General features: G+C 42.9%; 24 protein-coding genes and 1 pseudogene. 8 read left to right on the top strand and 17 right to left on the bottom strand.

Translation table 11 applies throughout. From position 1 onward, the window contains the following. The first annotated feature begins 23 nt into the window (after positions 1 to 23). Together AC787_RS24800 and AC787_RS24795 are read left to right on the top strand one after the other, a co-directional pair. Positions 24 to 1,841, top strand: coding sequence for a sensor histidine kinase (locus tag AC787_RS24800; protein WP_054027637.1), 1,818 nt, complete (start codon positions 24 to 26; stop codon positions 1,839 to 1,841). Then, entirely contained in the window at positions 1,819 to 3,018 is a 1,200-nt protein-coding gene (locus AC787_RS24795; protein ID WP_054027636.1) for a response regulator, read from the top strand. Before AC787_RS24800 ends, AC787_RS24795 begins: the two co-directional genes overlap by 23 nt. 487 nt (positions 3,019 to 3,505) lie before the next feature. Here AC787_RS24795 and AC787_RS24790 read toward each other — a convergent pair whose 3' ends face one another. The 10 genes from AC787_RS24790 to AC787_RS24750 form a co-directional block, all read right to left on the bottom strand. After that, entirely contained in the window at positions 3,506 to 3,790 is a 285-nt protein-coding gene (locus AC787_RS24790) for a DUF4183 domain-containing protein (protein ID WP_054027635.1), read from the bottom strand. 69 nt (positions 3,791 to 3,859) lie between these two features. After that, the gene (locus tag AC787_RS24785) at positions 3,860 to 4,441 is read right to left on the bottom strand and encodes a DUF4183 domain-containing protein (protein WP_054027634.1); all 582 of its coding nucleotides are present in this window, start codon (positions 4,439 to 4,441) and stop codon (positions 3,860 to 3,862) included. A gap of 202 nt (positions 4,442 to 4,643) precedes the next feature. After that, on the bottom strand, positions 4,644 to 5,477 hold the full coding sequence (locus AC787_RS24780) for a sugar phosphate isomerase/epimerase family protein (RefSeq protein WP_054027633.1): 834 nt from the start codon (positions 5,475 to 5,477) through the stop codon (positions 4,644 to 4,646). A 4-nt stretch (positions 5,478 to 5,481) separates the two neighbouring features. Further along, on the bottom strand, positions 5,482 to 6,549 hold the full coding sequence (locus AC787_RS24775; protein ID WP_054027632.1) for an oxidoreductase: 1,068 nt from the start codon (positions 6,547 to 6,549) through the stop codon (positions 5,482 to 5,484). Beyond that, complete coding sequence (locus tag AC787_RS34180) at positions 6,550 to 6,693, bottom strand: hypothetical protein (protein WP_161807568.1); 144 nt, start codon at positions 6,691 to 6,693, stop codon at positions 6,550 to 6,552. Between the two features lie 279 nt (positions 6,694 to 6,972). Further along, a complete protein-coding gene (locus tag AC787_RS24770) occupies positions 6,973 to 7,929 on the bottom strand; it encodes a hypothetical protein (protein WP_054027631.1) in 957 nt (318 codons plus the stop codon). Positions 7,930 to 7,998: 69 nt separating this feature from the next. Beyond that, positions 7,999 to 8,628, bottom strand: coding sequence for a bifunctional 4-hydroxy-2-oxoglutarate aldolase/2-dehydro-3-deoxy-phosphogluconate aldolase (locus tag AC787_RS24765; protein ID WP_054028182.1), 630 nt, complete (start codon positions 8,626 to 8,628; stop codon positions 7,999 to 8,001). 17 nt (positions 8,629 to 8,645) lie between these two features. After that, positions 8,646 to 9,794 carry a galactonate dehydratase gene (gene dgoD / locus AC787_RS24760; protein WP_054027630.1) on the bottom strand — a complete coding sequence of 383 codons (1,149 nt, stop codon included), beginning with the start codon at positions 9,792 to 9,794 and terminating at the stop codon, positions 8,646 to 8,648. A 37-nt stretch (positions 9,795 to 9,831) separates the two neighbouring features. Next, a complete protein-coding gene (locus tag AC787_RS24755) occupies positions 9,832 to 11,931 on the bottom strand; it encodes an alpha-galactosidase (protein ID WP_054028181.1) in 2,100 nt (699 codons plus the stop codon). Positions 11,932 to 11,975: 44 nt separating this feature from the next. Continuing rightward, positions 11,976 to 12,257, bottom strand: a complete 282-nt coding sequence (locus AC787_RS24750) for an SDR family NAD(P)-dependent oxidoreductase (protein ID WP_082361109.1) — start codon at positions 12,255 to 12,257, stop codon at positions 11,976 to 11,978. A 276-nt stretch (positions 12,258 to 12,533) separates the two neighbouring features. On the opposite strand from AC787_RS24750, the gene AC787_RS24745 reads away from it, so the two are divergent. From AC787_RS24745 to AC787_RS24735, 4 genes and pseudogenes are all read left to right on the top strand, one after another. Continuing rightward, positions 12,534 to 13,412 (top strand): AraC family transcriptional regulator, encoded by an 879-nt coding sequence (locus tag AC787_RS24745; RefSeq protein ID WP_235561110.1) that lies wholly within the window; start codon positions 12,534 to 12,536, stop codon positions 13,410 to 13,412. A gap of 226 nt (positions 13,413 to 13,638) precedes the next feature. Further along, the gene (locus AC787_RS34175) at positions 13,639 to 13,800 is read left to right on the top strand and encodes a hypothetical protein (protein ID WP_161807567.1); all 162 of its coding nucleotides are present in this window, start codon (positions 13,639 to 13,641) and stop codon (positions 13,798 to 13,800) included. Positions 13,801 to 13,990: 190 nt separating this feature from the next. Further along, the gene (locus tag AC787_RS24740; protein WP_235561109.1) at positions 13,991 to 15,169 is read left to right on the top strand and encodes a metallophosphoesterase family protein; all 1,179 of its coding nucleotides are present in this window, start codon (positions 13,991 to 13,993) and stop codon (positions 15,167 to 15,169) included. Positions 15,170 to 15,362: 193 nt separating this feature from the next. Then, positions 15,363 to 15,626: pseudogene (locus AC787_RS24735) on the top strand (MATE family efflux transporter); the annotation flags it as partial. A gap of 29 nt (positions 15,627 to 15,655) precedes the next feature. On the opposite strand, the gene AC787_RS24730 reads toward AC787_RS24735, so the two are convergent. Further along, positions 15,656 to 16,093, bottom strand: a complete 438-nt coding sequence (locus tag AC787_RS24730; protein ID WP_054027626.1) for a VOC family protein — start codon at positions 16,091 to 16,093, stop codon at positions 15,656 to 15,658. 1,089 nt (positions 16,094 to 17,182) lie between these two features. Here AC787_RS24730 and AC787_RS24725 point away from each other — a divergent pair. Then, positions 17,183 to 18,295, top strand: a complete 1,113-nt coding sequence (locus AC787_RS24725; protein ID WP_082361107.1) for a phosphotransferase enzyme family protein — start codon at positions 17,183 to 17,185, stop codon at positions 18,293 to 18,295. An 82-nt stretch (positions 18,296 to 18,377) separates the two neighbouring features. Here the strand turns inward: AC787_RS24725 and AC787_RS24720 are convergent, their stop codons facing one another. Continuing rightward, positions 18,378 to 18,680: a hypothetical protein gene (locus tag AC787_RS24720; protein WP_054027625.1), complete on the bottom strand. Its 303-nt coding sequence runs from the start codon at positions 18,678 to 18,680 to the stop codon at positions 18,378 to 18,380. 525 nt (positions 18,681 to 19,205) lie between these two features. Here AC787_RS24720 and AC787_RS24715 point away from each other — a divergent pair. Next, positions 19,206 to 20,579 carry an alkaline phosphatase gene (locus tag AC787_RS24715; RefSeq protein WP_054027624.1) on the top strand — a complete coding sequence of 458 codons (1,374 nt, stop codon included), beginning with the start codon at positions 19,206 to 19,208 and terminating at the stop codon, positions 20,577 to 20,579. A 770-nt stretch (positions 20,580 to 21,349) separates the two neighbouring features. On the opposite strand, the gene AC787_RS24710 is transcribed toward AC787_RS24715, so the two are convergent. The 5 genes from AC787_RS24710 to AC787_RS24690 all read right to left on the bottom strand — a co-directional run bounded on the left by AC787_RS24710 (position 21,350) and on the right by AC787_RS24690 (position 26,698). Then, entirely contained in the window at positions 21,350 to 21,793 is a 444-nt protein-coding gene (locus AC787_RS24710) for a cell wall hydrolase (protein WP_054027623.1), read from the bottom strand. 262 nt (positions 21,794 to 22,055) lie between these two features. Continuing rightward, complete coding sequence (locus tag AC787_RS24705; RefSeq protein WP_054027622.1) at positions 22,056 to 22,313, bottom strand: hypothetical protein; 258 nt, start codon at positions 22,311 to 22,313, stop codon at positions 22,056 to 22,058. A 1-nt stretch (position 22,314) separates the two neighbouring features. Then, the gene (locus AC787_RS24700; protein WP_054027621.1) at positions 22,315 to 24,924 is read right to left on the bottom strand and encodes an FtsX-like permease family protein; all 2,610 of its coding nucleotides are present in this window, start codon (positions 24,922 to 24,924) and stop codon (positions 22,315 to 22,317) included. After that, the gene (locus AC787_RS24695; protein ID WP_054027620.1) at positions 24,921 to 25,604 is read right to left on the bottom strand and encodes an ABC transporter ATP-binding protein; all 684 of its coding nucleotides are present in this window, start codon (positions 25,602 to 25,604) and stop codon (positions 24,921 to 24,923) included. Before AC787_RS24695 ends, AC787_RS24700 begins: the two co-directional genes overlap by 4 nt. Positions 25,605 to 25,696: 92 nt before the next feature. Next, positions 25,697 to 26,698, bottom strand: a complete 1,002-nt coding sequence (locus tag AC787_RS24690; protein WP_054027619.1) for a sensor histidine kinase — start codon at positions 26,696 to 26,698, stop codon at positions 25,697 to 25,699. Between the last annotated feature and the right edge of the window lies 1 nt (position 26,699).

The raw sequence follows: 26,699 nt of genomic DNA, 5'->3' as shown, positions 1-26,699 counted from the left end.
ACCGATTTCGAGAGGGTGAGTTCATGAAATTAAAGTCATTCAAATCAACGATCATCCTCTATTTCGCCCTATTGATATGTGTTTCACTCAGCGTGCTCGGTGTTATCAGCTATCAAACCTTCTCTAACTTTACAAAAAAAGAGATGATTAAAAGCACCACATCGATCACGAATCAAGTGAATCAGAGTCTAGACTTATACTTAAATGAAGTCAAGGATTCCCTCCACTTTCTCGCCATCGATCAGAACTTAATAACCATTCTTGAAGACTCTGTTACAGAAGGCGAAGTGTATGAATCGCAGCAAGACCGTGCGCGAATTTCCATTCTGCTCAATAATATTTTCTCGGAGAAATCCGATATACGCGGTTACTTTATTTACAATTACGATCATCGCAAGCAATATATCAACAGTGTCCAGTCGATTAATTTTGAGTCTCCTTTTTTAAAGAAAGTGTGGCTCGATTTTAAGGACACCCAATATGCCTTGCAGATCAAATTCTACGGGGCTCATAAGCCTGATTATTATGATAACTATAGCAGTAAATCCGATCTTAATAACGTAATTACGATTGCTGCCAACATTAAGGATGCCTATGACCCGTCCGATCCTAATCTGTATGGTGTTGCTGTATTCGATTACAACATTAATAAGCTCAAGAACATTTTTGAATCGATACAAACGCAGCTTGGCATACAATCTTTTGTTGTAGATGACGGAAAACAGGTGATTTACCAATCAGACCCTTCTCTGATCCTTAACGATTCAGATATGGAAAGGTTATTTCAAGATACTTCGGGATATTGGACCCATATGGTGAACGGAACGAATATGCTTATCGCCTATTCAACCTCCTCGGTAACAGGCTGGAAAACTGTAAGCATGCTTCCTTTCACCCAGTTCAACAAGAAGCTGTCTGTTATTCGTGATACTACCTTGTTTCTTCTGACTATCATGATCGTCGTTACGATTGTCCTTGCTTCCGTTATCACCATTCGTACGACGCAGCCCATCTTAAAACTGGTTAATTTTATGAAGGAAGTCGGTACAGGCAAGTTGGATATCCGGATTGATCGTCAAACCGAATACGAGGAAATTATGGTCCTTAATAAGGGCGTTAACAATATGCTTGATCAGATGAAGGAGCTAATTGCTGATTCTATTAAGCAACAGCTTCTCCAGAAGGAAGCCGAGTTCAGCGCTTTACAGGCCAAAATGAATCCACATTTCCTATACAATACACTGCAGTCCATCTCGTCATTGTCCATACTTGGCAGGAATCAAGATATCGAGCTGGTTACGCATTCCCTTAGAGAAATGCTGCATTATTCGTTATACCAGATGAACGAAATGGTTCAAATGAAAGATGAAATTCGCTCAGTTGAAAATTATTTGCGCATTCAAAATATCCGTTATGACGGACGTCTTCAATCCGTTATCCAAGTGGATGACGGTGTACTGGAATACCCTATTAACAAGTTTATTCTTCAGCCTATTATTGAAAACTCCATCTATCATGGTTTGGAAAGCAAAGATGGAATATGGATTATCCACCTCCTTATTCAGAATGAGACTGATCATATCAGCATTATCGTGAAGGATAACGGGATTGGGATAACAGAGGAAAAGTTAAGCATGATCAATGAGGAGCTTTCCTCTACTGCAGCTAGTACAAGCAGAATAGGATTAATGAGTATTGCAAATCGAATGGCATTGAGGTTCTCATCTCAATCCAAATTAACGATCGAGAGTGAATGGGGACAAGGAACGACAATTACCTTGATTATTCCTAAAATTAAGTCATTAGGAGATGTGCGGGATGCTAACGACATTATTAATTGATGACGAGCCACTAACGACACAGGCGCTTCGCAAAATTATAGAAAACCATTTTCCCAACATTGAAATATTGGGGGAAGCGACAAATGGATTGAAAGCATGGGAGCTCATCCAGAATCGAGTACCCGACTTCATCATCTCTGACATCCGAATGCCGAAGTTGGATGGTCTGGAACTCTTGGATAAAGTACGTGATGCAGAGCTGCCAATCAAAGTTATCCTGCTCACCGCCTACGGTGAATTTGAATATGCGCGCCAAGCCCTTAAGCTCGGCGCATCCGGCTATTTGCTTAAGCCCTATATCCAAAGCGAACTCATTAAGGAAGTAACTCGTGTAACCAAAGAAATTGAAGCTGAAAACGGGTATAAGAGCATCCTGTCCAAAGCCATCCCACTGTTCGAAGAGAACGCCTTGAAAAAGCTGCTTGTAGATAAACTGGATTCAAATGGCTTAAATGAATTTTTAGAAATGGCAGAAAGTCGTTGGGATAAATGTGTGGTCAGCGTCTTTCAGCTAGGTGGGTCAAGTTTAAAAGCAGAGGAAATCGAGGAAGTCATTAAAATAAGCATTACTGAGGAAATTAACAGCCATTTGCTTTATTCCGGTTATCACGGAATTAGTTTTTTCCGCAAGCTTAACGAAATCATTATGATTCATGCTCATAAGGACACGGATGCCCAGCTCATTGAAAGCTGTACTCGAATCCTGATGAATTATATCCATAAACCTTTTAAGATCGGTTTCAGCCAGAGCAGCTACCCCCCTCAGCAATTGCCAGAAGCCTATGAGGATGCTCAGCGCCATTCTACTGCTATTCAAGATCTCACGATTACAAAAAACACAACGGATCACCAAGGTGTCCTAATTGATAAAGCAGTAGAATATTGTAAACGCTATTATACGACAGACATTAACCTGCAGAAAATAGCCGACCATTTGGATATCAACAAATTTCATTTTTGCAATCTGTTCAAGGATCAACTGCATGTAACCTTCTGGGATTACGTGACCAATCTGCGTATAGATCACGCCAAACATTTACTTCAATCCAGTGAGGAACGTGTTTCTAGTATAGCCATTCAAAGCGGGTATATTAACTCCAGTCACTTTGGACGAGTCTTCAAGGAGATCACCGGGGTTACGCCAGCTGAATATCGCAGACAGGCTAAGACATTTTAATCGGTTTGAAGTGCAACGAATAAAGAAAACGAGCATTCTTCATGGTGGAGAACTGTGACCCTGTTTATGTTTTATGAACGACAGCTTTGACCCTTGTGGATAAAGGCCAAACTGCTCTCCGAACAAACCCTCTATCGTTGGCTGCTCCCTCCCGCAAATGCTAGAAGGTCGTCGGGACAGCCAATCATCTCTTCCAGACCGACCAAGCCGCACTGCGCTTCCACCTTGCAGGTTATGTCGGACACGTATCTGGAATCGACGCGGCATCAAGAAAAATCCTTCAGCAATTCATGATTTCTCATCCAGGTGAATGCCCATTAACTACTTTAACGTACATAGTGCAAATTGGTTATTATATTCACTTCCTTACTAACTTGTATAGTTTAGAAGATATGTACGAAACTAATATATCCAATAGGCGTTTATTTCGAAAATGCCGGCAACCCTAAAACAATAAGATTTGTCGGCATTTCGTCAATAAAGAAAATTAGTTTACAACAAATTCGATCACAATTGGAGTCGCAGGATCGAGTACATCTCCGCCTGGAATGGTAATAGCCGTAGTGGTAACCGTTGAAGTATCAGCTGTTTGAATCTGTCCATTAATATAAAGATTATAATACGCAGGTGCAGTTGGAAAAGCTGTGGCAGCAGTACCTGCATCATTGATGGTGGCTGTAGCAAGAATATTATATGCAACACCGACACCAGTTCCGTCTGCAGCTGTAGCACTAAATCTTCTAGCAGCCATAAAGGGTTTTGTAATTGGCATTTATATCACCTCACTTCTCTCAACTAGGTTATGCAAATGATAGAATAAGGGGAAGGGCTAATCCAATGTCTACATTGCATCATTTTTAGGGATTAATTGTACCGACAATCGAACGGTTTCAATTATAATTGAGGTTCCTGCAAAAAGAGTGCCCTGGTTGGCAATGATGTTCAAGGCACTTGTACTTATGCTATAAGAGCTACCTTCTTGCATTATTCCGTTGATATAGAGATTAGCGTAGCTATTTTGATCTAAGACTGCAAATTCAGTTATTGATTTACCATCATCGGTTATGAATTGATTTGCTGGAATTTCTGTCGGCAGGGGAATATCTGAGTTCGCAATAAAAAAATATCTATTAGCAGTTAGCATACTACTAACAAGTGGAGTAATGACTGGTCCCGCGGGCCCTTGACGCCCCCGAATGCCTCGAGGTCCGCGAGATCCTCGAGGTCCTCTCGGAGCGGTTACATTAATTACTGGTTTTAGACGGATATATATTTTACTTTTCAAAATAACCCTTCTACTTTTCTTTCTTTTCATAGGGCAAACAATAATTGTTTTCTTTTTGCACTCTTTACTTCGACCGTCATTATAGTTAAATAATGGTTTATTTTTCATTGCCATCTTTCTATTTTTTTTACACACCACAAGCTAAACACCTCCCTATTAACAATTATATATTATGATTTTTCTCTATTGGAGGTATGGACTATCTCAATCTGTTTCGCAGTTATCAGGAGGCGTACGAGATTTTGACATGGGAATAGTTCGTTCTAATTAAAAAAAGTCCTTGAAAATCAAGGACTTTACTTAAAAGCAAGTTCTATCTCAGCCTAATTTCAACCCATCACTAGGTTAAATAGTTGGAATAATTTTGCTTCAATGTGTGTAAACCGTACGAGGCTGTCTCAGCGGCACTGCGACTTCCATAGGAGCCTTGGAACAACTCCAGAGATAAATAACCGTGGTAACCCGACGCAAGTAACAGTTCCGCGATTCTACTCGTCGGCGCTACTCCTTCCCCGGGGAACACACGTGAATCGTCCCCAATCATTTCTCGGGTCGGGATATCTGGATAATCATTGACGTGAAATAATCCGATACGTGAACCTTCGAGATTACCCAACTCTTCAAAGGGACTGCCTCCGGTATACATGTGAAAAGGGTCTAACAGCATCTTTGCATTTGGGATACCACTTCGCGACAATACCTCCTGTGCCTCTTTCAGCGTAGAGAGCTTCTTGGCCCTTCCCCAAAATTCAAGATAAGGCTCTACGCCAAGTTTATCCCCTAATTCGAACAATTCAGAAAAGTAATTTGCGAACTGTTCCAATGTCACCGCCTCAACGGAACCGATCGGCGGCGCCGCCACGGCCTTGCAACCAATCTCAGCGAGAAACTGCATCTCTTCTTTTGCTTGTTGCATTCCCATCTTGCGAACCTCGTCGTTGGCGTCCGCCCACGGGAAGAAAGCAATTGCGTTCACGAGCTCGATCCTGGCTTCATCCAACTTGGAACATAAAAGATCCGTCGTCCCTCCTTGAGACAAATAAGTTTGAATGTCTTCCACCCACAGCTCGATACCTTGATAACCGGCCTCGGAAGCAATAGTGATTTGCCGTTCAACATCGCGTGTAAATGGAAACAAGGTAGAGGCATTTAATGCTGTCTTGAATGGAAACATGGCATTATCCCTCCAATTCCTCGTTTATAGTAATTGCTCTGCCTTCTGCGCAGCTCTTCAGAGCCAATTCGACGATTCGAATCCCTGTTCGAGCTTCTTCCGCCTTGACTTCCAACTCAGAGCGGCCGACAATGTGATCATATACATTTTGATAATAATGAGTGTAATTGCCTGGAAATGTTTCAATAGTCCCTTCGAAATGAATGCCGTTAATGGAAGTTCGGATCTTCCCCCACAATTCGGATGGCTCCATGCCCCAATCCGAGATAGTGGCAGGCGTATGTCCCGCGATCAGAGCCGACTCTTGCGGATCGGTGCCGTATTTGACATAAGAGCCGAGTGTTCCGTGAAGCGAATACCTCGGCGTCGGAATGCGAACGAACCTCGATGATTTGAGAACGACCTTCAAATGATCAGGATAGCGCAGCGTGACATCGAAATAATCTGGAGCAGCCCCTCCCTTTCTTTGCGTTTGAATGTCGGCTTCGATGGATTCCGGAATACCAAATAAGCATAAAGCCTGGTCCAGGAAATGGACGCCTAAGTCATACCATACGCCAGTGCCTGGACCGGCAGCATCCCGCCAGTTTCCGGACACTTCCGGATTGAATCCGTCCCAACGGAACTCGCATTCCATTAGCTGCCCGAGACGTCCCTGTCGCAGCAGTTCCTTAATTGTCAGGAAATCACCATCCCACCGGCGGTTGTGGAAGACGCTGAGCACTTTGCCCTGTCTCTTTGCAAGTGCGATCAATTCATCCGCTTCCGCAGACGTCGATGTAAACGGTTTCTCAACAACGACGTGTTTCCCAGCCAGTAAGGCGGCGCGAGTGAATGTGAAATGGTCCATGCTCGGAGTTGCGACAACGATCAAGTCGATGTCTGGATCTTCATACAAGTCGCAAGCGTCGTCGACGACCTTCACCCAAGGGTACCGCATCTTAGAGAGTGTGCCTTTGCGCTCTACGACTTTGGTCAGCTTCAACTCAGGAACTGAAGTAATGACCGGCGCATGGAATGTACATCCGGCGTATCCGTAACCGATCAGCCCTACGCGCAATTCACCTGCCATCTAAACAACAACCCCCATCGATTTTAGGTTTCTGAAGCTTGTGGTGATGCTATCGAACAGCGGACGACGACATGCCTTCTCCAAGGATCCAAAGAAATCAATATCGCGAATAGTCCACGGCTGCAATCCGATTGCAAATGTCATAAACAAATCTTCCTCTCAATAGGAAATGATTACTCATCGCATAATAAACATTCTCTTTATTGCTAATAACTCCTCTTTGTCTGAACAAAAAGCTGACCTCCAAGAGACCAGCTTTTGTGTATTCCATTCTATTTTATAGGAGTATAGCTCTTCGTTATTACAACGCCAAACGAATACCGACGACTGCATAACAAAAAACCTCAACTCTGTTAAAACGAGCTGAGGTTTCTTAAACTAACTATTTCTGTTTTTTACACTGTCCACTTGACAGGGAGCACTTCAAGGATAGTCCACTCCTAATTTTACATCGAATGACCATTTCACTGCTTTGTTAGGCTCTAATGTTAAAGCTTTTCCTCGCCGATGCGCTTCCTCTAAGCTATCATAATAACCGTTGCAAGGCTCCAGCGCTACCATCAGCTTCTCGTTATAATGCCCTTCATTAATCCATAGCCCGAAGTAAGGCAGCTCCTTAACCGACCATTGCAGCTGCACATACTCTCCTGTGTTTAACTCATGTAAACCTGCCTGACCAGTAGCAAAATGACCATCCGCATAAAACTTTCGCGAATCCTGTGCAGCAATCGTGGCGAGCCGATCTATCGCAATGCCGTTATCATCGACTTCCTGCTGATTCCAATTGTAGGAGCGTCCTTGCGCATAGCGTTTTCCTCCTACTACACAAATGACTTGCTCAAGCTCAGGCGGTATCCGTATTTGTGTATGCTCAGTTGCGGAAAACAAGGGATGCGCGCACCAAAATGCCGTGATTGACTCATTAGAATGATTGATGACCGAATAAGAAAACTTAAGCGTTTGCGCATCAATAAAGCGGATTGTTCTCGTAAACGAGTAAGGAAGCGCCTGTCCTTTTGTCTCCATAATTAAGCTATGCTCTGTCATCCTATACGTCCATGGCACAGACCATAGTTCACCGTGGTCAGGCAGATGTACATCATTATAATGACCTGGCAGCGGATAGCTACACGCATCAATGGTCGGAAAGCATTCATCCCAGCCATGCATCATGGCCTCCGAAAATGTGTCGTTATAGCTTGACTGGCGTATGCCTTCTCCGATTGTCTCAACGAGCCATTCCTTGCCTGTCTCCTTATACTGCAAAGAGACGATGCTCCCTCCTGATTGCGGCAATAGGATAAGCTTAATTGCCTCACTTTCCATCAATATAGCATCGCTTTCTTTAAAGCTAATTGACTTGATAATAACAGTAAACATATTACTTTCCACTCCGTCACTCAGCAAAATCACTTCCCCACTCAACACTCTATTTCGATTCATATTCCACTATAGCAGCATAGCCGCCTCTACATAGCGCCGAGCATGCTGCTCCAGTCCTGCGAAATCTCCCGATTGAATCAATGCGCTGCTCACCAAATTTCCACCCAGTCCGAAAGCTCGTGAGCCCGCGGCTGCATACTCCTTCATATTATCGAGGTTTACCCCGCCAGTAGCCATCATCGGAATATGAGACAACGGTCCCTGCAGCTCTTTTATATAGGTCGAGCCAAGACTGCCGGCAGGAAACACCTTTACTACATGCGCTCCGTAAGTCCAAGCTTGTACAATTTCTGTTGCCGTCATAGCGCCCGGATAAAGGTCGACACCTGCTTGAATACCATAACGAATAACAGCTTCATCCACATTCGGCGTAATTAAAAATTGAGCGCCTGCTTTTACGGCTTCCTGCGCTAATTTCTCATCGAGCACCGTTCCTGCCCCGACGAACATTTTGCCGTCATATTTACTCCGCCAGCGCTGGATCATGCCAGTTGCGCCTTTCGTATTCATCGTCACCTCGATAAATCGCACACCGCCTCGATACAGAGCATCTGTGGCAGCATCGGCCTGATCCTCCGCAATGCCTCGTACAATTGCAACTATTTTATGCTTGAATAATTGCTCCGTTAATGACACAGCCTTACAATCACCTTCTACCATTCCGTTACAGAGCCATCCGCATTGCGCCATACTGGATTGCGCCAGCGATGACCGATCGCGGCCATTTCCCTTACTTTTTTCTCATCAATTTTTATACCAAGGCCTGGGTTGTTTAATCGTTCCACATAACCATCCTTATAATCAAATACGCTTCGGTCTTCCAAATAATCGAGCAAGTCTGATCCTTCATTATAATGAATGCCCAGGCTTTGCTCTTGAATGAATGCATTTGGGGTGCAAAAATCAAGCTGCAAGGACGCTGCCAACGCTATAGGTCCAAGCGGACAATGCGGAGCAACGGCGACATCATAGGCTTCTGCCATCGCTGCAATTTTACGCACTTCCCAAATCCCGCCGGCATGGCTCAAATCCGGCTGAATAATGTCTGCAGTACCTTCAGCGAGTAATTGCTTGAAGCCCCAACGTGTATACATACGCTCGCCTGTCGCAATGGGAATGGAGCTTATTTGACTTAACTGCTTCAAAGCTTCATTATTTTCTGGCAGCACCGGCTCTTCAATAAACATCGGCTTGAATGGTTCCAGCTCTTTAATTAACGCTTTGGCCATCCCTTTATGCACTCTGCCGTGGAAATCTATGCCGATTCCAATACCATATCCGACAGCTTCCCGAACTAAAGCTAAATTTTGTACCGCCTGCATAATCTTTTCACTGGAATCGATCCATTCCATATCCGCTGTACCATTCATCTTTAAAGCAGTATAGCCTACAGCGACTTGAGCTTTCGCCGCTGTCGCTACATCCTCAGGACGATCCCCGCCAATCCAAGCATAAACCTTCATCCGATCGCGAACAGCTCCACCCAACAGCTCATAAACAGGGACGCCCAGCCGCTGCCCTTTAATATCCCAAAGCGCTTGCTCGATACCCGATATCGCACTAGTTAGAATGGGTCCGCCACGATAAAAGCCTCCGCGGTACATCACCTGCCATAGATCTTCGATTTGTCCAGGATCTCTGCCAATCAGATAATCACTAAGCTCTTCAACGGCAGCACGAACGGTATCCGCTTTGCCTTCAACGACCGGTTCGCCCCAGCCAACGATCCCTTCATCCGTCATTATTTTTAGAAACAACCAACGCGGCGGCACTTGAAATAGCTCCATCGAAGCAATTTTCATCTCAATTCTCCCCTTGGCATTGTTCTCGTATTTTAAATTAATCTTTCCGCTTCAAGCGCAGCAGCGAGCTGACGTAATCGCCCTTTAATGTTAGCGGGAAGCCAACATGCATCAAAGTCGAGCCGTGGAGAACGACTACATCTCCGTCATTTAAGCGTGTTTCGTATAATGCGTCAGCCTCTAATCCACGCAAGCGTATCCTTCTCTCTTCGGAGCCGAAGTACTGAGATTGCAGGAATGTGAATACAACGGCTTCTGCCCCGTCCCGGCTAACATATTGATAAGCGGCTACATTAGAACGTCCGAGCGGCTCTAGTCGATACAAGTTGCCTTCCAAAATAATATGGCGGATTTCCTTGTATAATTCCACATAATGGGAGGCCTCTTCCATTTCAGCGTCTGACCATTGGCCTATGTCTGCACCAATGCCAAGACCGCCCATCATGGAGCTGTGGAAGCGATAGGATAGTGAAAGGCTTCTCCCGTTGAAGCCGTTAGGTGATTCGGTCACCCAGCACATCATGACGGATGGGCTATAGGCGTAGGAGAATCCTTCTTGAATCGCCAGCCTGTCCCGCGCATCCGTATTATCACTGATCCATGCTTGGTCAGCATACCTTAAAATTCCCAGATCGATCCGTCCACCGCCGCCTGCACACGTCTCAAATTCCACCTTGGGAAACTTCTCTCTTAATTCAGCCCAAATTTCATAGAGATGCTCCGCATGCTTCACCCAAATCGGATCTGATCCCGGTAAGGAACCAGGCTCTGTGACGGTCCTGTTCATATCCCATTTGATGAAAGATATATCGTGGGCGGTGAGTAGCTCCGTCATAAAGTCCAGAACGAATTGCTTAACCTCCGGAAGCCCTAGATTTAACAAATACTGATTGCGAAGCTGCGTACCTTCCCGGGTCGCAAATTGATAAATCCAGTCCGGATGCTGCCGATAAAGATCGCTGTCGGGATTAACCGATTCCGGCTCAACCCATAATCCGAATTCCATTCCAAGTCCCTTGACTTCTTCTATCAGCTCCTGCAAACCATTCGGGAATTTCTTTGGATTTACTTGCCAATCCCCCAGCCCTGCTCTATCACTATTGCGAGCGCCGAACCAGCCGTCATCAACGACGAATCGCTCAACGCCAATTTTAGCTGCCTGACGAGCCAGCTCAACTTGTCCTTCAACGGTCACATCAAATGTAGTCGCTTCCCAAGAATTATAAAGCACCTTTCTCAGTTGACGCGCAGGTAATATATACTTGTACTGATACTGATGCAGAATCCTGCTCATTTCGCCAAAACCACCCGAAGTAAAGCCACCTGTAAAAATAGGCGAGGTGTACGTCTCCCCTGGGGCCAATGTAAATGCGCTGTCAAAATCATTAATTCCTCCGACAATCCGTACATGACCGAAGATTGTTTTCTCCGCGACAATCTTCCAGTTTCCACTCCAGCCAAGCGCGCCGAACCAGACCTGACCATTCGTCTCGTCCGCTCTGCCATCGTCGATGGCGAACCATGGACTCGCATGAGGTCCAGTAAAACCTCTGCGCGATTCCAACGTTTTCTTGCCCTCGGACAAGACGTTACAACGCAATTGATATTCGCCTGCCCAGCGTCCAGCAACATGAGTCATCCGATATTCAGGCAGCCCTCCAACGGACCAAACAGCAGCCATGACCTGCTCGATTCGTACAGGCAATGCCTCGTCATTATGTACGCGAACAAAGCGCTCTATCACATCGTATTCCGAAAACACTTTATAATGAACGTCAATCCTAAGAGCATAATGCACGTCGATCAGCTTAATGATCAGCTCATCCTCTTTTACTAGCTCATAACCTGCATAATCGAGTTTTAAATCTCTTACGCCGTCCCCGAATTCAACCTTCAGACTAGGCTCAGCGTAGTGACTGCCGCCCCATCCCCCGAATTCCTCCACCTCACGGTCTATCTCTGCGTCAAACGAACTGTGATGCCGCCCCTTCAGCATAAACCCACATTCGGCGGCTTCAACCGGTTCTCCCCAATAAAGATGCTGTACCGTCCCTTTTTCATTAACGCCAAACAAGTAGGAAGAACGATTCATGCGGATTTCAAATATTTGCTGTTTCTCCAAGTAACTAATAGACATATTTGTCGCTCCTTTGCTTTTCTTATTTCGGGTAATATTGTTATCTAACAAAGCTTTGAATAATAAAGCCGCGCAGCTACTCCTCCATCGAGCAGCAGTTCAGCCCCGGTCATCATAGCAGAGTCGTCAGAAGCAAGAAATAAAGCCAGTTTGCCCACTTCCTCCGGCGTACCTATCCGATTCCCAGACTGCAGCGAAAGCACCTCTTCCTCAACCACACCTGCATTTCCGTCTCTTTCCAGCCAATGGCGATAATGAGGCGTATCCGTAAAGCCGGGACAACTCACATTCACACGAATCCCAAATTCCCCTACGCTCAACGCCATTTCATAATCTTACTTTACTTCGTAAGCGGGACGTATTAAAATTCATAATATTACGAAGCACATGGACAATAGTCTGATTTTCAAGGTGAAACAGCTGTCGCCGCCCTTGTGTAAAGACATTTTCGTCCTTGCGAACAAGTTTGGATGTAGAACCGCTGCCCAAAAGTCCATCTTTTTATTTATAACCCCTTCATAGGTTAAAATGGACTCTCAAAGACGGGTGCTATCGCTTGTCAAAAAAAGACTGTAGCTATTCGAGAATCAGGGGGCTTATCATTGCGTAAAAGAAAAGGGTTTGAGTCGGAAAAATTACTAGTTCTCCCTGAAATCTTTTTAAATAAAATAACGAAACATCCGCTTATCAGTCCTTTATTTATAACAGATATCGGATTTTTTCCAATTGCCAAATATCATTATCGAGAAAGGGCTGAAGGTACTCCCGCCTATATTCTCATCTTCTGCACTGCAGGCGAGGGATGGATCGAAGTGGGCACAACTGAACGCCAGCATGTACGAAAGCATGATCTTATCGTCATTCCGCCGCATACAACGCATAGTTATGGAGCCTCAGAGACAAGTCCATGGAGCATATGCTGGATTCATTTCTGTGGACATGCGGCTGCATTGTATTACGACTTGCTGCCGCTTCAAGAAGCCATGATGCAGCTTTCTGGCGGCGCTACAGTGCAGTGGCTAGAGCTGTTCGATGACTGCTACGAGTCACTTTCCGAGAAAAACTACTCACTCTCTCATTGCATTTATGCAAATCAACTGCTGCAGCATATGCTTTCTTTAGTTTCCCTGCAATATGCCCGCCAGTCGAATAATATGTCAAACCATTATGTAGAGCATTCCATCGAATATATGAAGCAGCGACTTGCTGTCAACCTCACGATTGACAACCTGGCAGAGCATGCCCATCTATCTAGATCTCATTATTTAGCCGTATTCAAACAAATTACAGGAACCTCGCCCATGCATTATTTTATGCGATTGAGAATTCAACAGGCTTGCAGGTACATTGAATTAACCGATTGGTCCATGAAAGAAATTAGCGCTAAGGTTGGTTTCCGAGATGCGCTATACTTCTCGCGAGCGTTCAGCAAAATAATGGGTCAATCGCCTTCCGAATATCAACGTAAAATGAAGGGATAGCATTGAGTAACTGCACTCCCCATGATATGATTTTCACACGATCGATTATACTGATATTTTAGAGAAACCGTTATGAAGAGATGCTCAATATGGATAATAACACGACTAATTTTCCTGTTCGACATTCAACTCCCAATTAGCGGATTAGGATTCGTTGATATGCTCCCATCATAGTAGACAGTAGAAAAAACAAAACTTCTACTACTACATGATGGGAGTTTTTCTAATGTCTAAAGGATGTCCTACTTCTATAGAAGTAAAATTACACGCGGTACAGCGGTGTCTTGCGCACAAGTCAAATCCAAACTATAAGGCAAAACAGCTCGGAGTGCGCAAAGAAACGAATGCGAAGTTAGAATCGGAGTCTGACAAATCACCAAAAACATAATAGTATCTTTGATTCTTTTTAGCCCTCTAAAGGTCTACCGCACTACGCTTGTTGCTACTTGCGTCCCGGGACCTGCAGCTTGAGGCTCATTTTGGGCGATTTACATGATCTTATCACTCCGAAAACATTCTCATCGATTTCAACCTCTAATATGGAAATGTAATGAACTACTTTTTCGGGAGGTATTCAATTGAGCAGCGGTAATGAACAGAAGGGCATGAATAGGAAGGAATTTTTGAAAATCGGCGGTTTGAGCGCACTTGCACTGACGGCTGGTGCCGCAGGAGTTCCCTCGGATCTATTTTCTGGAACTGTTTTCGCGAAAGAGAATGACAAACCGAAAGACAAGCCGAATGGGGAAGCCAAGCTTCATTTTAAATCGGACGGCACGTTCAAAATCGTTCAGTTCAACGATACGCAGGACGATGAGGATATCGATCCCCGCACGGTGCAGCTTATGGAACGGGTGCTGGATGAGGAGAGACCGGGGTTTGTTGTTTTAAACGGGGATAACATTACTGGCGGAACCGATACGCCAGCCGAAGTAAAGAAAGCGATCAATAATATAGCAGTGCCAATGGAAGAACGCGGAATTCCTTGGGCAATTACCTTCGGTAATCATGATGAGGATTCTACGCCGAACAGCGGCATGGATGAAGAAGCAATGCTTCAAATTTACCGCTCTTATAAATACAACAGGAATGAGAAAGGTGTGAAAGGCGTCTCCGGTACGGGGAATATGAATCTACTCATCGGCGGACACAATAGCAAAGAACCTTTATTTAATATGTGGCTGTTAGACAGCGGTCGGTATGCGCCTAACGAAATCGCCGGTCAAAACTTCGAAGGATATCCGACTTGGGATTGGCTGAAAACCAACCAAGTCAACTGGTATTACGAAACGTCCGAGGCACTTGAGAAGCATTACAGCCGTAAAATCCCGTCACTTATGTTCATCCATATCCCGCTGTGGGAATACCGTTTTATGTGGTTCGCCAGCGTAGATGGCAGAACGGATGCCGATCATGCCAGAGCCGTAGCAAAACACGGCATCATAGGCGAGCGGAACGAGGAAGAATGTCCCGGTCCGATTAACAGCGGCATGTTTTCCGCAATTCTCGAACGCGGCGACGTCAAGGGCGTATTTTGCGGGCATGACCATGTCAATACGTATTCTGGCAATTATTACGGCATCATGCTCGGTTACTGTGGAAGTACCGGTTTTGGCGCCTACGGGCTTGCAGGTGCCGAGCGCAACAGACTGCGCGGCGCCCGGGTGTACAATTTGCAAGCCGCCGATAACGATGTCAAGGTAGACACTCATTTAGTGTTCGCGAAAGATTACGGCATTGATTTAACAGCGAACTAAAAAACCATTGTTTAAAACGGTCTTTCACCGGTTCAATTTCGGAGGAGAACAAGACATAAACATAAATGCTGCCCTTTCTGTGCAGTAAAAGATCCCGCTGACACAACCCTCAGCGGGATTATTCGAATTATTCAGATGGCGTTATTGTGGCCAAAGCAGCACGCGATATGATCCGCCGTGCGGATGGCCAAGGAAGGACATTCTGAGCAATGTATTCAAAATTGGAGTTTCCGTTTTTGTTATGAGTATCTTCATGGGTGCAATGTCGCTCATCTTTAACCATTTTCTTATCGACTATGGGGAGCAGGCCATAGCGAGGTTCGAAATTTCATCACGTTTATTGCATTTTCCTGAGTGTATTCTTATGGGTTTATGCGAGGGAGCATTCTCTTATACAGCGAATAAATTACATATGAAGCATACCATTGAATTCACGATCAAAGCGATTATTGCCTTGCTGGAGATCGGAAAAGTTCCCCACAATATTTAGTTGATTTTCTCAGCCAGTTCCAAAATAATTCCTTCTGGCCCACGAATGTAGCATAATTTATAAGCGTTTTCGTAGTTTTGTATCTCACCAATAAGTCCTGCGCCTTTCTTTTTCAACTTGGTAACAATGGCTTCAATATCTTCAACAGCAAATGCAATATGCCGAATACCCAGAGTATTTGCCAAAGGATGCTGTATGACATTTTCATCTGATGGCGTGTGAAATTTTACTAGTTCTATATTCGCTTCACCGTCTGGCGTTCGCAACATTACAACTTCTTCTTTAACGTCTTGAAGCCCTATTATCCGCTCCACCCACTCGCCTTCCACTTCTCCTTCCCCCAGCATTTCAAGGCCAAAGTCAAGAAAGAACTCTTTCGCTGCAGGAAGATCATTGACGATTATACCCACATGATCGATTCTATGAATTTTCAAATCTCATACCTCCTTTTCTACTAAGTTTATCACATTAAAAAAATCGACTCCACGTGGACGTTTTTTTCGGTGATGAAGGCGTGGGGCCTCGCCTCCACTTAAATACACAATTTTTCTCAGTACATTCTCTCTACAAAGAGTCCTTTTTTGAAAAAATAAGAGTTCTCCTTTTTGTTAAAGAAATAGAACTGCTACCGAAGTAGTACTTATGCACGGCTGGGGCAGTGAAAGGAACGGACATAGAATCCGCTATTAACAAGGATTTAAACACAAACTCAAATCTAACGGACATAGGAATCGTTATTTGGGTGAAACGGAGCATAATCAAGAAGAATGAGGCCAAATAAAGGCCTCTATGTCCGTAAGATCTGCAAAAGAGGAGAATTGAGGCAAATAAGGGCTCTGGTGTCCGTTTGATGTGTTTATTTATATTTACATAAATAATATTCTCGGCTCAAAATCTGTGCTTGAGTTGTTCATGTTTGACCCTAACGGACATAGGATGCGTTATTTGGGTGAAAAGCAGTCAAATCAAATATCCTGAAGCTAAATAAGCGCTCCTATGTCCGTTAGCTCTACAAAAGGGCGGAATCTTGGCAAATAAGGTATCTGGTGTCCGTTACACCTCTTACGTGGAAGCTTTTCTTGTAGAACCCTCGCTATCAGCTTGGAATCCGTGCACCTGCACCAAACTTCCCACACCCCCATTAGGTACATAGGAGTATATTCCGCTTTCTACTATTTGATAGACAAATCACGAAATACAATCGCATTATTCCGGATTTCACTGCTTACTATGAACCTAAAGAAGAGGCGATTTAGCTTAAGCTACATCGCCTCTCAGTCTATTCCTACCAGACCTTTTCGAATTACACAGCCGCCATTTCTGTTGAGCTAACAGGCAGAATAACGAAAATACACTTTAAAAAAGTAGAATATTATTATACTTAAAGTTTCCCTAACATTAGAATGGAATTTTCAGGTAAGGTATGTTCAAAGGAGTGATGTATCAATGCTAAACAAGGTGGTTATCATTTAAGTCCACTGAAGCACTTTTCATTATTTGATTTCTTCTGTGGTAATTGCAGTATGGGAAGAGTTGCAAGAATTTTGACTGGAGGAGATTTTATAAATTATAACGAGGTTGTTAAAATCAGTGATGCATATTTACTTCCATTAGTATCAGAGTTGTATGGATTAGAAGGCTATGAAATCAAGCTGATTCCGGCACATGACGGAGGGCGGAATGTCGTTTATACTTGTGAGAAAGCCGGCACCGATGCAAAAATGCTCAGAATCGCTTTCTTAAATGACAGAAGGCGGGAAGATTTTCTAGCCGAAGTTGAGTATATCAGGTATTTATTCGAGCATGGCGGAAGTGTTTCGAATGCAATCAACTCCCAGAAGGGGAATCTGCTAGAAGAGATAACTCATAATAATCATACCTTTTTTATCTGCCTGTTTAAAAAGGCCACGGGAAAAAGTCTTGTGGAAAATAATTATCGGTACCGGGAAGGAGCTCCAATTACCGAATATTATTATAATTGCGGTAAAGTCCTGGGGAAGATGCACCAAATATCGAAAGGATATACTCCTGTCCATCGTCGGTATAGTTTTTTTGATAAATACAATGCTGAATATATCGAAAGACTGATACCCGGTTCGTTACCTCTGCTGAAAGAGAAGCTGTTAGATTTCCTTAAAACCTTAGAAGGATTGGACAAGAACCGGGAGTCTTTCGGTATGGTCCATTTTGATTACAACGATGGGAATTATTCGATAGATTTTGATACCGGGCAAATAACAGTCTATGATTTCGATAATTCATGTTACTGTTGGTATATGTTTGACCTAGCGAGTCTCTGGACAAACGGAGTGGGCTGGATACAATTTGAACCAGATGCCGGTAAACGAAAAAAGTTTATGGATGATTATTTTAAAACAGCCCTCGAGGGATACAGATCTGAGACCAGGATCGAAGATTCAATGCTAGAAAAATTGCCCTTATTTATCCAAGTAAACCTCATGGAAGGTATTGTAGATGCATTCGAGGTAATGCGGAACAACGGCGAAGAGCCGGAGTGTGATGAGGAGTTGTCGTATCGCATAAAATGCCTGGAAGACGATATCCCGTATATGGGATTTTTCCATGAAATTTACTCGTGTGAAGAACCTTTTGAATATGAGGAACGAAATATTTAGTCTTTTCGTAGCGTCAGACACATTTGCTCAATAAAACAGCGATAGTCTAAAACATTGCCCCATATTAGTGTTCAAAATTTCATTAAGAAGAGGCGATGTAGCTTAAGCTACATCGCCTTATCAGCATGTTCTTCATTAAAGGTCCGAAGTTTGGATACGTAATGAACTGATGAAACCACTTGAGTCCTACCCACTCACTTCCTCCATAACCTTTGAAAATATTGTAGTCCTGGAAGGCGATGAAGCTGCCCATGAGCGGAACATACTTGAACAGCAAGAAAAACACGATACCCGGCAGAAGCATAATGTAGAAAGCACGGTGACGGATAAGATACCGCCAGAACTTTCGTTGATCTACGGTGGATTGCTGCGGAACGGTTGTCATTTTGCGCCTCCTGTAATGGCTTGTTTGTAAGATAAGCTAAGTATAGACTCAGGTCGTCTCCCCCAACAATGTGAGCGGAATTCGATTTACTGTAGTAATCGTCCAAAATTCGACCCCATAACGTGAGACAAAATAAAAACACCTTTAAGTTGAAAAAACGAGAGTTGTAAAATACTCATACAACTAAAAGGTGTTTTTGCATGGTAACAAGAGTCAGATATCCACTAGAAGCAAAGTTGAAGGCCATTGAAATTCCCGAAAAGGAGACACAAGCATTACCTATCGATTCGTGTTTTCTTTTTTACTAATTGTTTTAATTTATCAAATTGGCAAGACGCATAACTGCCCGTTAGCTTAACGCCCATATCCAGTCTAATACTTTATGTTCATAGTCTAATACTTTATTTTTCAGTCTAAAACATTTTTTTCCTCGAACATTTACATGCGTTTTACATCCTGATGATATTCTCGTAATAACGATATTCTATTATCCTCTTAAAGCGTTAACTACTAAGGAGGGTTTTTATGTTAAGGAATATCGCAAAAAATATAATCCCGTTCGCTGTCGTGTCATCTCTGGCGATTACTGTTTTGGTATCGGGTCTTACACCGAGTTCAGCAGAATCTAAAAAAGAAGATGATAAAAAAATTAAAAATGTTATTTTTCTGATCGGTGACGGCATGGGTCAATCGTATACGTCGGCATACCGCTATATGAAAGATGACCCCAAAACACCTCTCAAGGAAAAAACGGAATTCGATAAATATCAAGTAGGATCACAAATGACCTACCCTGAGGACGAACATCAAAATATTACGGACTCAGCATCAGCCGCAACTGCCATGTCCGCGGGTGTAAAAACGTACAATGCGGCAATCGCCGTTGATAATGACTTAACTGATGTTAAAACGGTTCTCGAAGCAGCGAAAGAAAAAGGTAAGTCTACCGGATTGGTCGCTACATCCGAAATCACACATGCAACACCGGCCGCTTACGGAGCGCATGACATTAGCCGCAAGAATATGGATGCAATCGCGAATGATTACTTCGACGATCGAATCAATAAGAAACACAAAATTGATGTACTGCTCGGTGGTGGTTTGAACAACTTTGTAAGAAAGGACAGAAACCTGACGGAGGAATTCAAAAAAGATGGTTACAGCTATGTGACCGATCGTGAAAGCTTATTGAAGGACACGAATAACCATATTCTCGGTTTATTCGCGCCTGGCGGAATGGATAAGGCTATTGACCGTAATGTAAAGACCCCATCACTACAAGACATGACAAAGGCGGCTATTCAACGTCTTAGCAAAAATAAAAACGGATTTTTCTTGATGGTTGAAGGCAGCCAAATCGATTGGGCAGGACATGATAATGATGTAGTTGCAGCCATGAGCGAGATGGCCGATTTCGAAAAGGCATTTAAAGAAGCGATTGATTTTGCCAAGAAAGATGGGAATACGTTAGTTGTTGCGACTGCTGACCATTCAACCGGTGGATTCTCGATCGGCGCAAATGGCGTCTACAATTTCGACGTGGCTCCGATTAAAGCCGCTTCACGCACTCCAGAATTCATAGCGGCCGAGATTATTGGCGGTGCAAATGTTGAAGAAACGCTGAAAAAATATATTGACTTGCAACTGACGAGTGATGAGATCAAGTCCGTTAAAGATGCAGCTGCAACCAAAGATCAAACCAAGACTGACGATGCAATCGAAGCTATTTTTAACACTCGTTCCTATACAGGCTGGACTACTGGCGGCCATACCGGAGAAGATGTGCCAGTATACGCTTTTGGTCCTGGTAAAGAAAAGTTCTCCGGACTCATCGATAACACGGATAATGCAAAAATCATTTTTAATATCATTGAAGGTAACAAGGTTAAAGACAAGTAACCTGATCATTAAGCGATAATTAAATTACGAAGCGGATCTTTCCAATTTATTAGGGAGACCGCTTCTTTTTACATTCCCCGAATCCGTGATACGCATCACATAAAAATAGAGAAAAACAAAGAAAATCACATCCCCAGCGTCGAATATTAAAGATAACAAGCGAATATCTAATTTTACCTGCGAGGTGCTGAATGTTCGTCGTAAATACGACAGAAGAAGCACAGGGTTTCAAAACCCTAGGAAACGCTCGAAAGGCATCAATCGCCTCATCCGCTTCAGCCGTCTTTTTCTACTTTCCGGAACGCTGGCCGTCGTATGGTTCTATCACGGGAAGGTGTTCCAGGCAGGGGGTTACAGCCTGAGGGCGTTTTTAAAAGGGGCCTTGGTCGAGCATGAACGCTCAGAGCGGATTATAGAGCGACGTACGCATCAACCCTATTAATGTCCTGTGAGAATAAAGTATATGACTCAACTGTATTGATCCGCGCAGGATCAGTGCCTTTAGAAAAGCGCCACGTCCACTTAAATATGTATTAGACTACCTAAGTAATAAACCAGCGGCAGCCTTGTTCGAATCCTAGACTACCGCTGGTTTATTGAACTATCGTTACCCGATAGTTCAATCTCTAACCCGACAAAAACTTTATTCCACTAAACCCAAAAAAGCCGCGATTTACGCGGCACTTAATGAGATAAAGTACTTATCAACCGACACATGGCTGTGACAAGTCAGGTTAAGAGATCCTAATGAGCTCTTTTTGTTTATAAAATTAAAACGTATTATATATATTTTCACATTCTTGCCCGGTCGGTTCATAAAAACAGTGCTTCTTCCATCGTCCTGCGAACGGCTGATTATACCAAGTTGGCGGACATGGTCCGGGATTTTCGAACGTTCCTGGACGGAAATACCATAGGGAGAATTTGCCTGGCCAATTCCGCTCCCCATTCACAGCCCGTTGCGCCAGACGGCGTTCCCTCTCTCTTGCATTTTGATAGTACAAACTATGTTGCAACGCTTCGAACGCATGCTCCTGGTTGATCATTTGGGGAATTGTCCGAATATCTTTAAAATCGGAGCAATTCCCTCTTATTCGGTTAATGCCAACATTTCCAACAAGGAGCATACCCATTTCACCTTCGGTCTCTGCTTCAGCACGAAGCAACCTTGCCAACATATTAATGTCCTGACTCCTAGCTTTTACAACTGCCATTGGCTCACCTCTTTAGATTTCTAGACTCATCATATTGTAGGTGAAGCGAATGTGTTACTCTGGCAAAAGAGAGAGCGATACTAAATAGCCGTTCCACCACACTCTTCTGCCCGTTAGCTTAATATCAAGAGTAAGTAAAAAAACCTCCCCGCAGCACCCTGCAGAGAGGTAACCTCTAATAAAATATCTTCTCATCCCGCTTTTCCTTAAGGATATCCCACAGCATTATGCTGACATTGGATAGACTCTTCTTCTTACTTATTTAAAGCGAGCCTTTCGTTAATAACGAATGCTTCATAAAGACACGCTTCACCTTTTGCTTCTGATGAACATGAAGTTCGTCAAAAAACTCATCATCTTTTAAAAGGTCAATTAAAGCCGTAGTAGCGGCTTGCATAGCTAGAGCTTCATCTTCGAGCAAATAATAAGCGACTTGATAACCGTAAGCTTCGTATTGCTTCAATACGTCTGCCTTCCGTCTCACCTCTTGGTGCTTAGCCACTCCCATATTAACCGCCACGCTAGATGCTCTCCTGTTTTAAAGCATCTATAATATTTTCTTTTTTCACTTTGGAGCTGGAGTATAACATAGCTGAAGTCACAATAACAAAGACAGCAACAATGACATAAATAATACTTATCCATGGAAGTACAAACGGATATCTAAAGCTGTTCATCAATGACTTGTGAATGAAGTACATCACGACAACACTGATGGGGAGTCCGTAGAGCAATGACTTTATACCATAAAAAATACTTTCGTAATTCATCATTTTATTAAAACCTTTTGGTGTCATTCCTACAGATTTCAGCATGGCAAATTCCCGTTTTCGCAGTGATATACTCGTCGAGATCGTATTAAATATATTCGCAACTGATATCGCCGTAATGAGCAGGATAAAACCATAAGTGAACACAGACATTAATAAAATCATTTGTTCTTCCCGCTGTCTACCTTGAAACACATTGTAAACATTCATATGGTTCTCTTTCATCTCTTCTATTTCCTGCTGCGTAGCCATTGGATCTGTACTTTTTAGGTAAAGTGTTGAATAGCTATGAGCATTATTCATATCCGCCATCAGTTGATCCATGACTTGCTCAGATCCAATGATACTTATATCTCCTAATCCCCCTGAACTAACCCCCATTGGAAACTGGTCAGTTAATTGAGCGATTTTCACTTTTTTAAGACTCTTCTCTAATCCTGCTTCCCCTTCTTGAACGAACAAATCTAAGCGATCACCAAGCTTTTTATGAACCACCTTGGTTTCAACAAACTTCCCGGCCATCTCATCTTCATAAGGAATTGTATCAATTACAATGGCTGACAAATTTTTCGGATCAGGATCAATAAGCTGATTATAATCTGCACCTACCTGCTCGGCATAAGCTTGAAGGTTTTTGTGATCTAATGCATGGAAAGAAATATAGTACTGATATTTCCCGTTCTTTAAGAGAGCGGGATCTACTTTTACCTGTTCTTGCAACTCTTTAGCAATTTCTGTCTCAGGAATCCATGCGTTCATTGATATTTGTTGCAAGACACTATATTCCGTTATATCATCCAGAGAAGTTATCGCGTTTAATACTCGATCACTTATTTCCCCACTCCCTGTTGATACTTGAATATCATAATTCACACCACTCTGTGACAGCTCAAGCGATTTCTTTAAATTATCAGTAAAATAAGAAACGGCTAAGAAGAGAACGATGCTAATGACGAGTGAAAATATAGTAGCTTGGTACCTTCGTTTGTTTCTTTTTAAATTTTTCAAGCCAATTTCAGCTTCGATGCCGAATAGCTTACGAATGAACTTTGATGTCTTCACTGTCTTACCCGTAAGCTTAATATCTATGGACTGCCTAATGGCATCAATAGCAGAGATCTTAGATGCACGCATTGCCGGGATATAAGTGGATATGAGAATCGTCACAATGGAAACCGCACAGGCAATCAGAATGGAATATGGGGTAACGACTAAGGATAGCTTTTCAGTTACTCCCATCGCTCCTTTGATTGTGGAGTTAATGAACGAGAACGTTATACCAATTCCGATAAGACCACAAACGATTCCAATTGGGATACTAATCGCACCAATAATAGCTCCCTCAAAAAAAACAGAGTTTCTCTTCTGTCTTTTCGTAGCCCCGACACTCGATAGCATGCCTAAATGGCGAGACCGCTCTGAGACCGAGATAGCAAAAGCATTATAAATTAATGAGACTGATCCAACGATAATAACTCCCATAATAATGGCGCATAATGAAAAAAGTGTTGCTTGCACTCCATCATTGTTCGTTACACCGTAGTAACGTAGTAAGTTATTATTATAACTAATGGACTCTATATCTATATTATTTTCCTTCGCCAAACTTTCCGCATGGGTGTACAAGGACTTTTTCACATTTTTTAGTGTTACAGATGCATTTACGGTTTCGTTTGCTCCAATCAGGCTTTCATCCACATAGGTTAAGACCGTATAGCCAGGTGCCCATGTAGACTCCCATGTGGGACGCTTTATGAATCCTACAACCGTATAACTTGCAGTTATTTTATTTTCTAATGTTTCATCTGTTGATTCATTGTCCTTACGTAATCCAATATTCTGATCAAGTAGTTGCTCTTCACCCAAACTATTTTTGTAAATCCGTTGACCGACTTCAAGTGTTAATCGATCACCTATCTTATATTCTACTTTAGCATTTGAGGCAATTTCCTCTGACAAAACGACCTCATCCTTGGCTTGCGGAAAACGTCCCTCACGGAGTTCAATCGGAAACTGCTTAAAACCTTGATCATTATACTCCTTGATGAATAGATAAGGCTTGTTTGCATTTTGTGCCCCTGCTAATGGAGCGTAACCACGATCTCTTGTGATAACAACACTTTTTGTTTCTTCATCTTTTTGGATCGCTTTAAGCTGATCTTTATTTACTGCTTTATAAAGAACATGCCATTCTCCATCGTCGGCAATCGACTGTTTTTTCATTAAGTCCAAAAAAGATACGCCAAGCGTTGCTACAGCTGCTACCATTGCGACTGAAATGATGACACCAATCATGGTAACGAGCGTACGTCTCTTATTTTGCTTCAAATGTCTGATCGTTAGTTTATTTACAATGTTCATGGACGAACCACCTCATCCTTGGCGATCCTCCCATCTTCAATCACAATGACTCGATCTGCTTGCAGAGCAATTCGCTCGTCATGTGTAATGACGATTAGCGTCTGATTGAAGGTTTTATTGAACATTTTTAGTAAATCGATTATTTCACCGCTATTTTTACTGTCTAAATTACCCGTTGGCTCATCCGCCAGCATAATAGCTGGATTGCTAATAAGCGCTCTACCAATTGATACCCTTTGCTGTTGGCCGCCGGAAAGCTGATTGGGCAGATGGCCTAAGCGGCTTTGTAGATTTAACGTCTTCACGATATCATCAAATTGTTTTTTATCTACCTTATGTTCATCAAGCAGCATCGGCAGCGTAATATTTTCTTCGACGGTTAGAACCGGAATAAGGTTATAAAATTGATAGATAAGACCGATTTGTCTACGTCTAAAGATCGCCAGCTGTGTTTCATTCAATTTATAAATATCCGTATTTTCAATGAGCACCTTACCGCTTGTTGGTCTGTCCACCCCGCCTAACATATGAAGGAGCGTTGATTTCCCCGAGCCTGACGGACCAATAATGGCGACAAACTCACCTTTTTTCACTGAAAATGAAACATCATCAAGCGCCTTTACTGCCGTTTCGCCTTTGCCGTATATTTTAGACAGATGATCTATTTTTAATATTTCCACTTTAAAACCTCCATTAATTAGCTGTTGGTTTTAGTATATCTGTCTAAAATGACTATCAAGTGACTCATAAATGACAGTTTAGTCACTTAACCTTATACGATTTGTTTATAGAACTTAATTCGGAACTGTGTTCCGCTCGCTGGAATGCTTTGAACCTCTATATGTCCGTTTTGGCTAGTTATAATACTGTGAGCCATCGCAAGACCAATTCCGATACTGCCTTCACTGGCATTTTTCCCTTTATAGAAACGCTTGAATATATAAGGAAGATCTGCTTTCGGAACTCCTTTACCATTATCAGCAATGATTATTTCCGTATACAGCGCATTTTCTAAAAAAGAAATGGTGATCATTCCGCCTTCCTGCGTGTGCTCTACACCATTTTTAAAAATATTGATCAAGGCTTCAGCTGTCCAATTTAAATCACCTACAAAAGAAACAGTTTCTTCACCCGTTATCGACACCGTTAGCTGCTTAACTTCTATCGGGATTTGAACAGACTCTAATGCTTTATGGATAAGCTTTCCTACCGCTATCTGATCTTTTTTGAAGGGTACTGTACCTGCATCAATTTTTGAAAGCTTTAATAAAGAAGATACAAGCCATTCAATCCGTTCAAGCTGAATCCGAATATTCCGTGTGAATTCTGATCTTTTAACTACAGGCAGATCAGCGTCGCTTAATAAATCTGCCATCATCATCATGGAGGTAAGCGGGGTTTTGAGCTGATGGGAAATATCCGAAATAGCATCGGTAAGCTTGAGTTTATCTTGTTGAAGGATAGAGCTATGTTCGGACAATCTGAGAGTAACCTTATAAATATCGTTTTTTAAAATACTAAGCTCACCTTCTTGATTATCACGAACATCCAGCGCATAATCTCCTCCGCTAATTTGCCGTAAGTATCCTGAAAGCCTTTCGATCTCACGATATCTCCAGCTCGTATGTAATAAGCTGCATCCAATTAGGAGTACAGAAGTAATGAAAATGAGTACCGCAGCAGCAAGTGAAATAAAAGCAGCGGCAGCTATTGCCGCTATACTGATTAAGCACATCACAATGCATTGAATTTTGATCTCTCTATTACGCAGCATC

This window comes from Bacillus sp. FJAT-28004 (assembly GCF_001280845.1).
Lineage (GTDB): Bacteria > Bacillota > Bacilli > Paenibacillales > Paenibacillaceae > Pristimantibacillus.
This window is presented reverse-complemented; position numbering and strand designations above follow the sequence as displayed.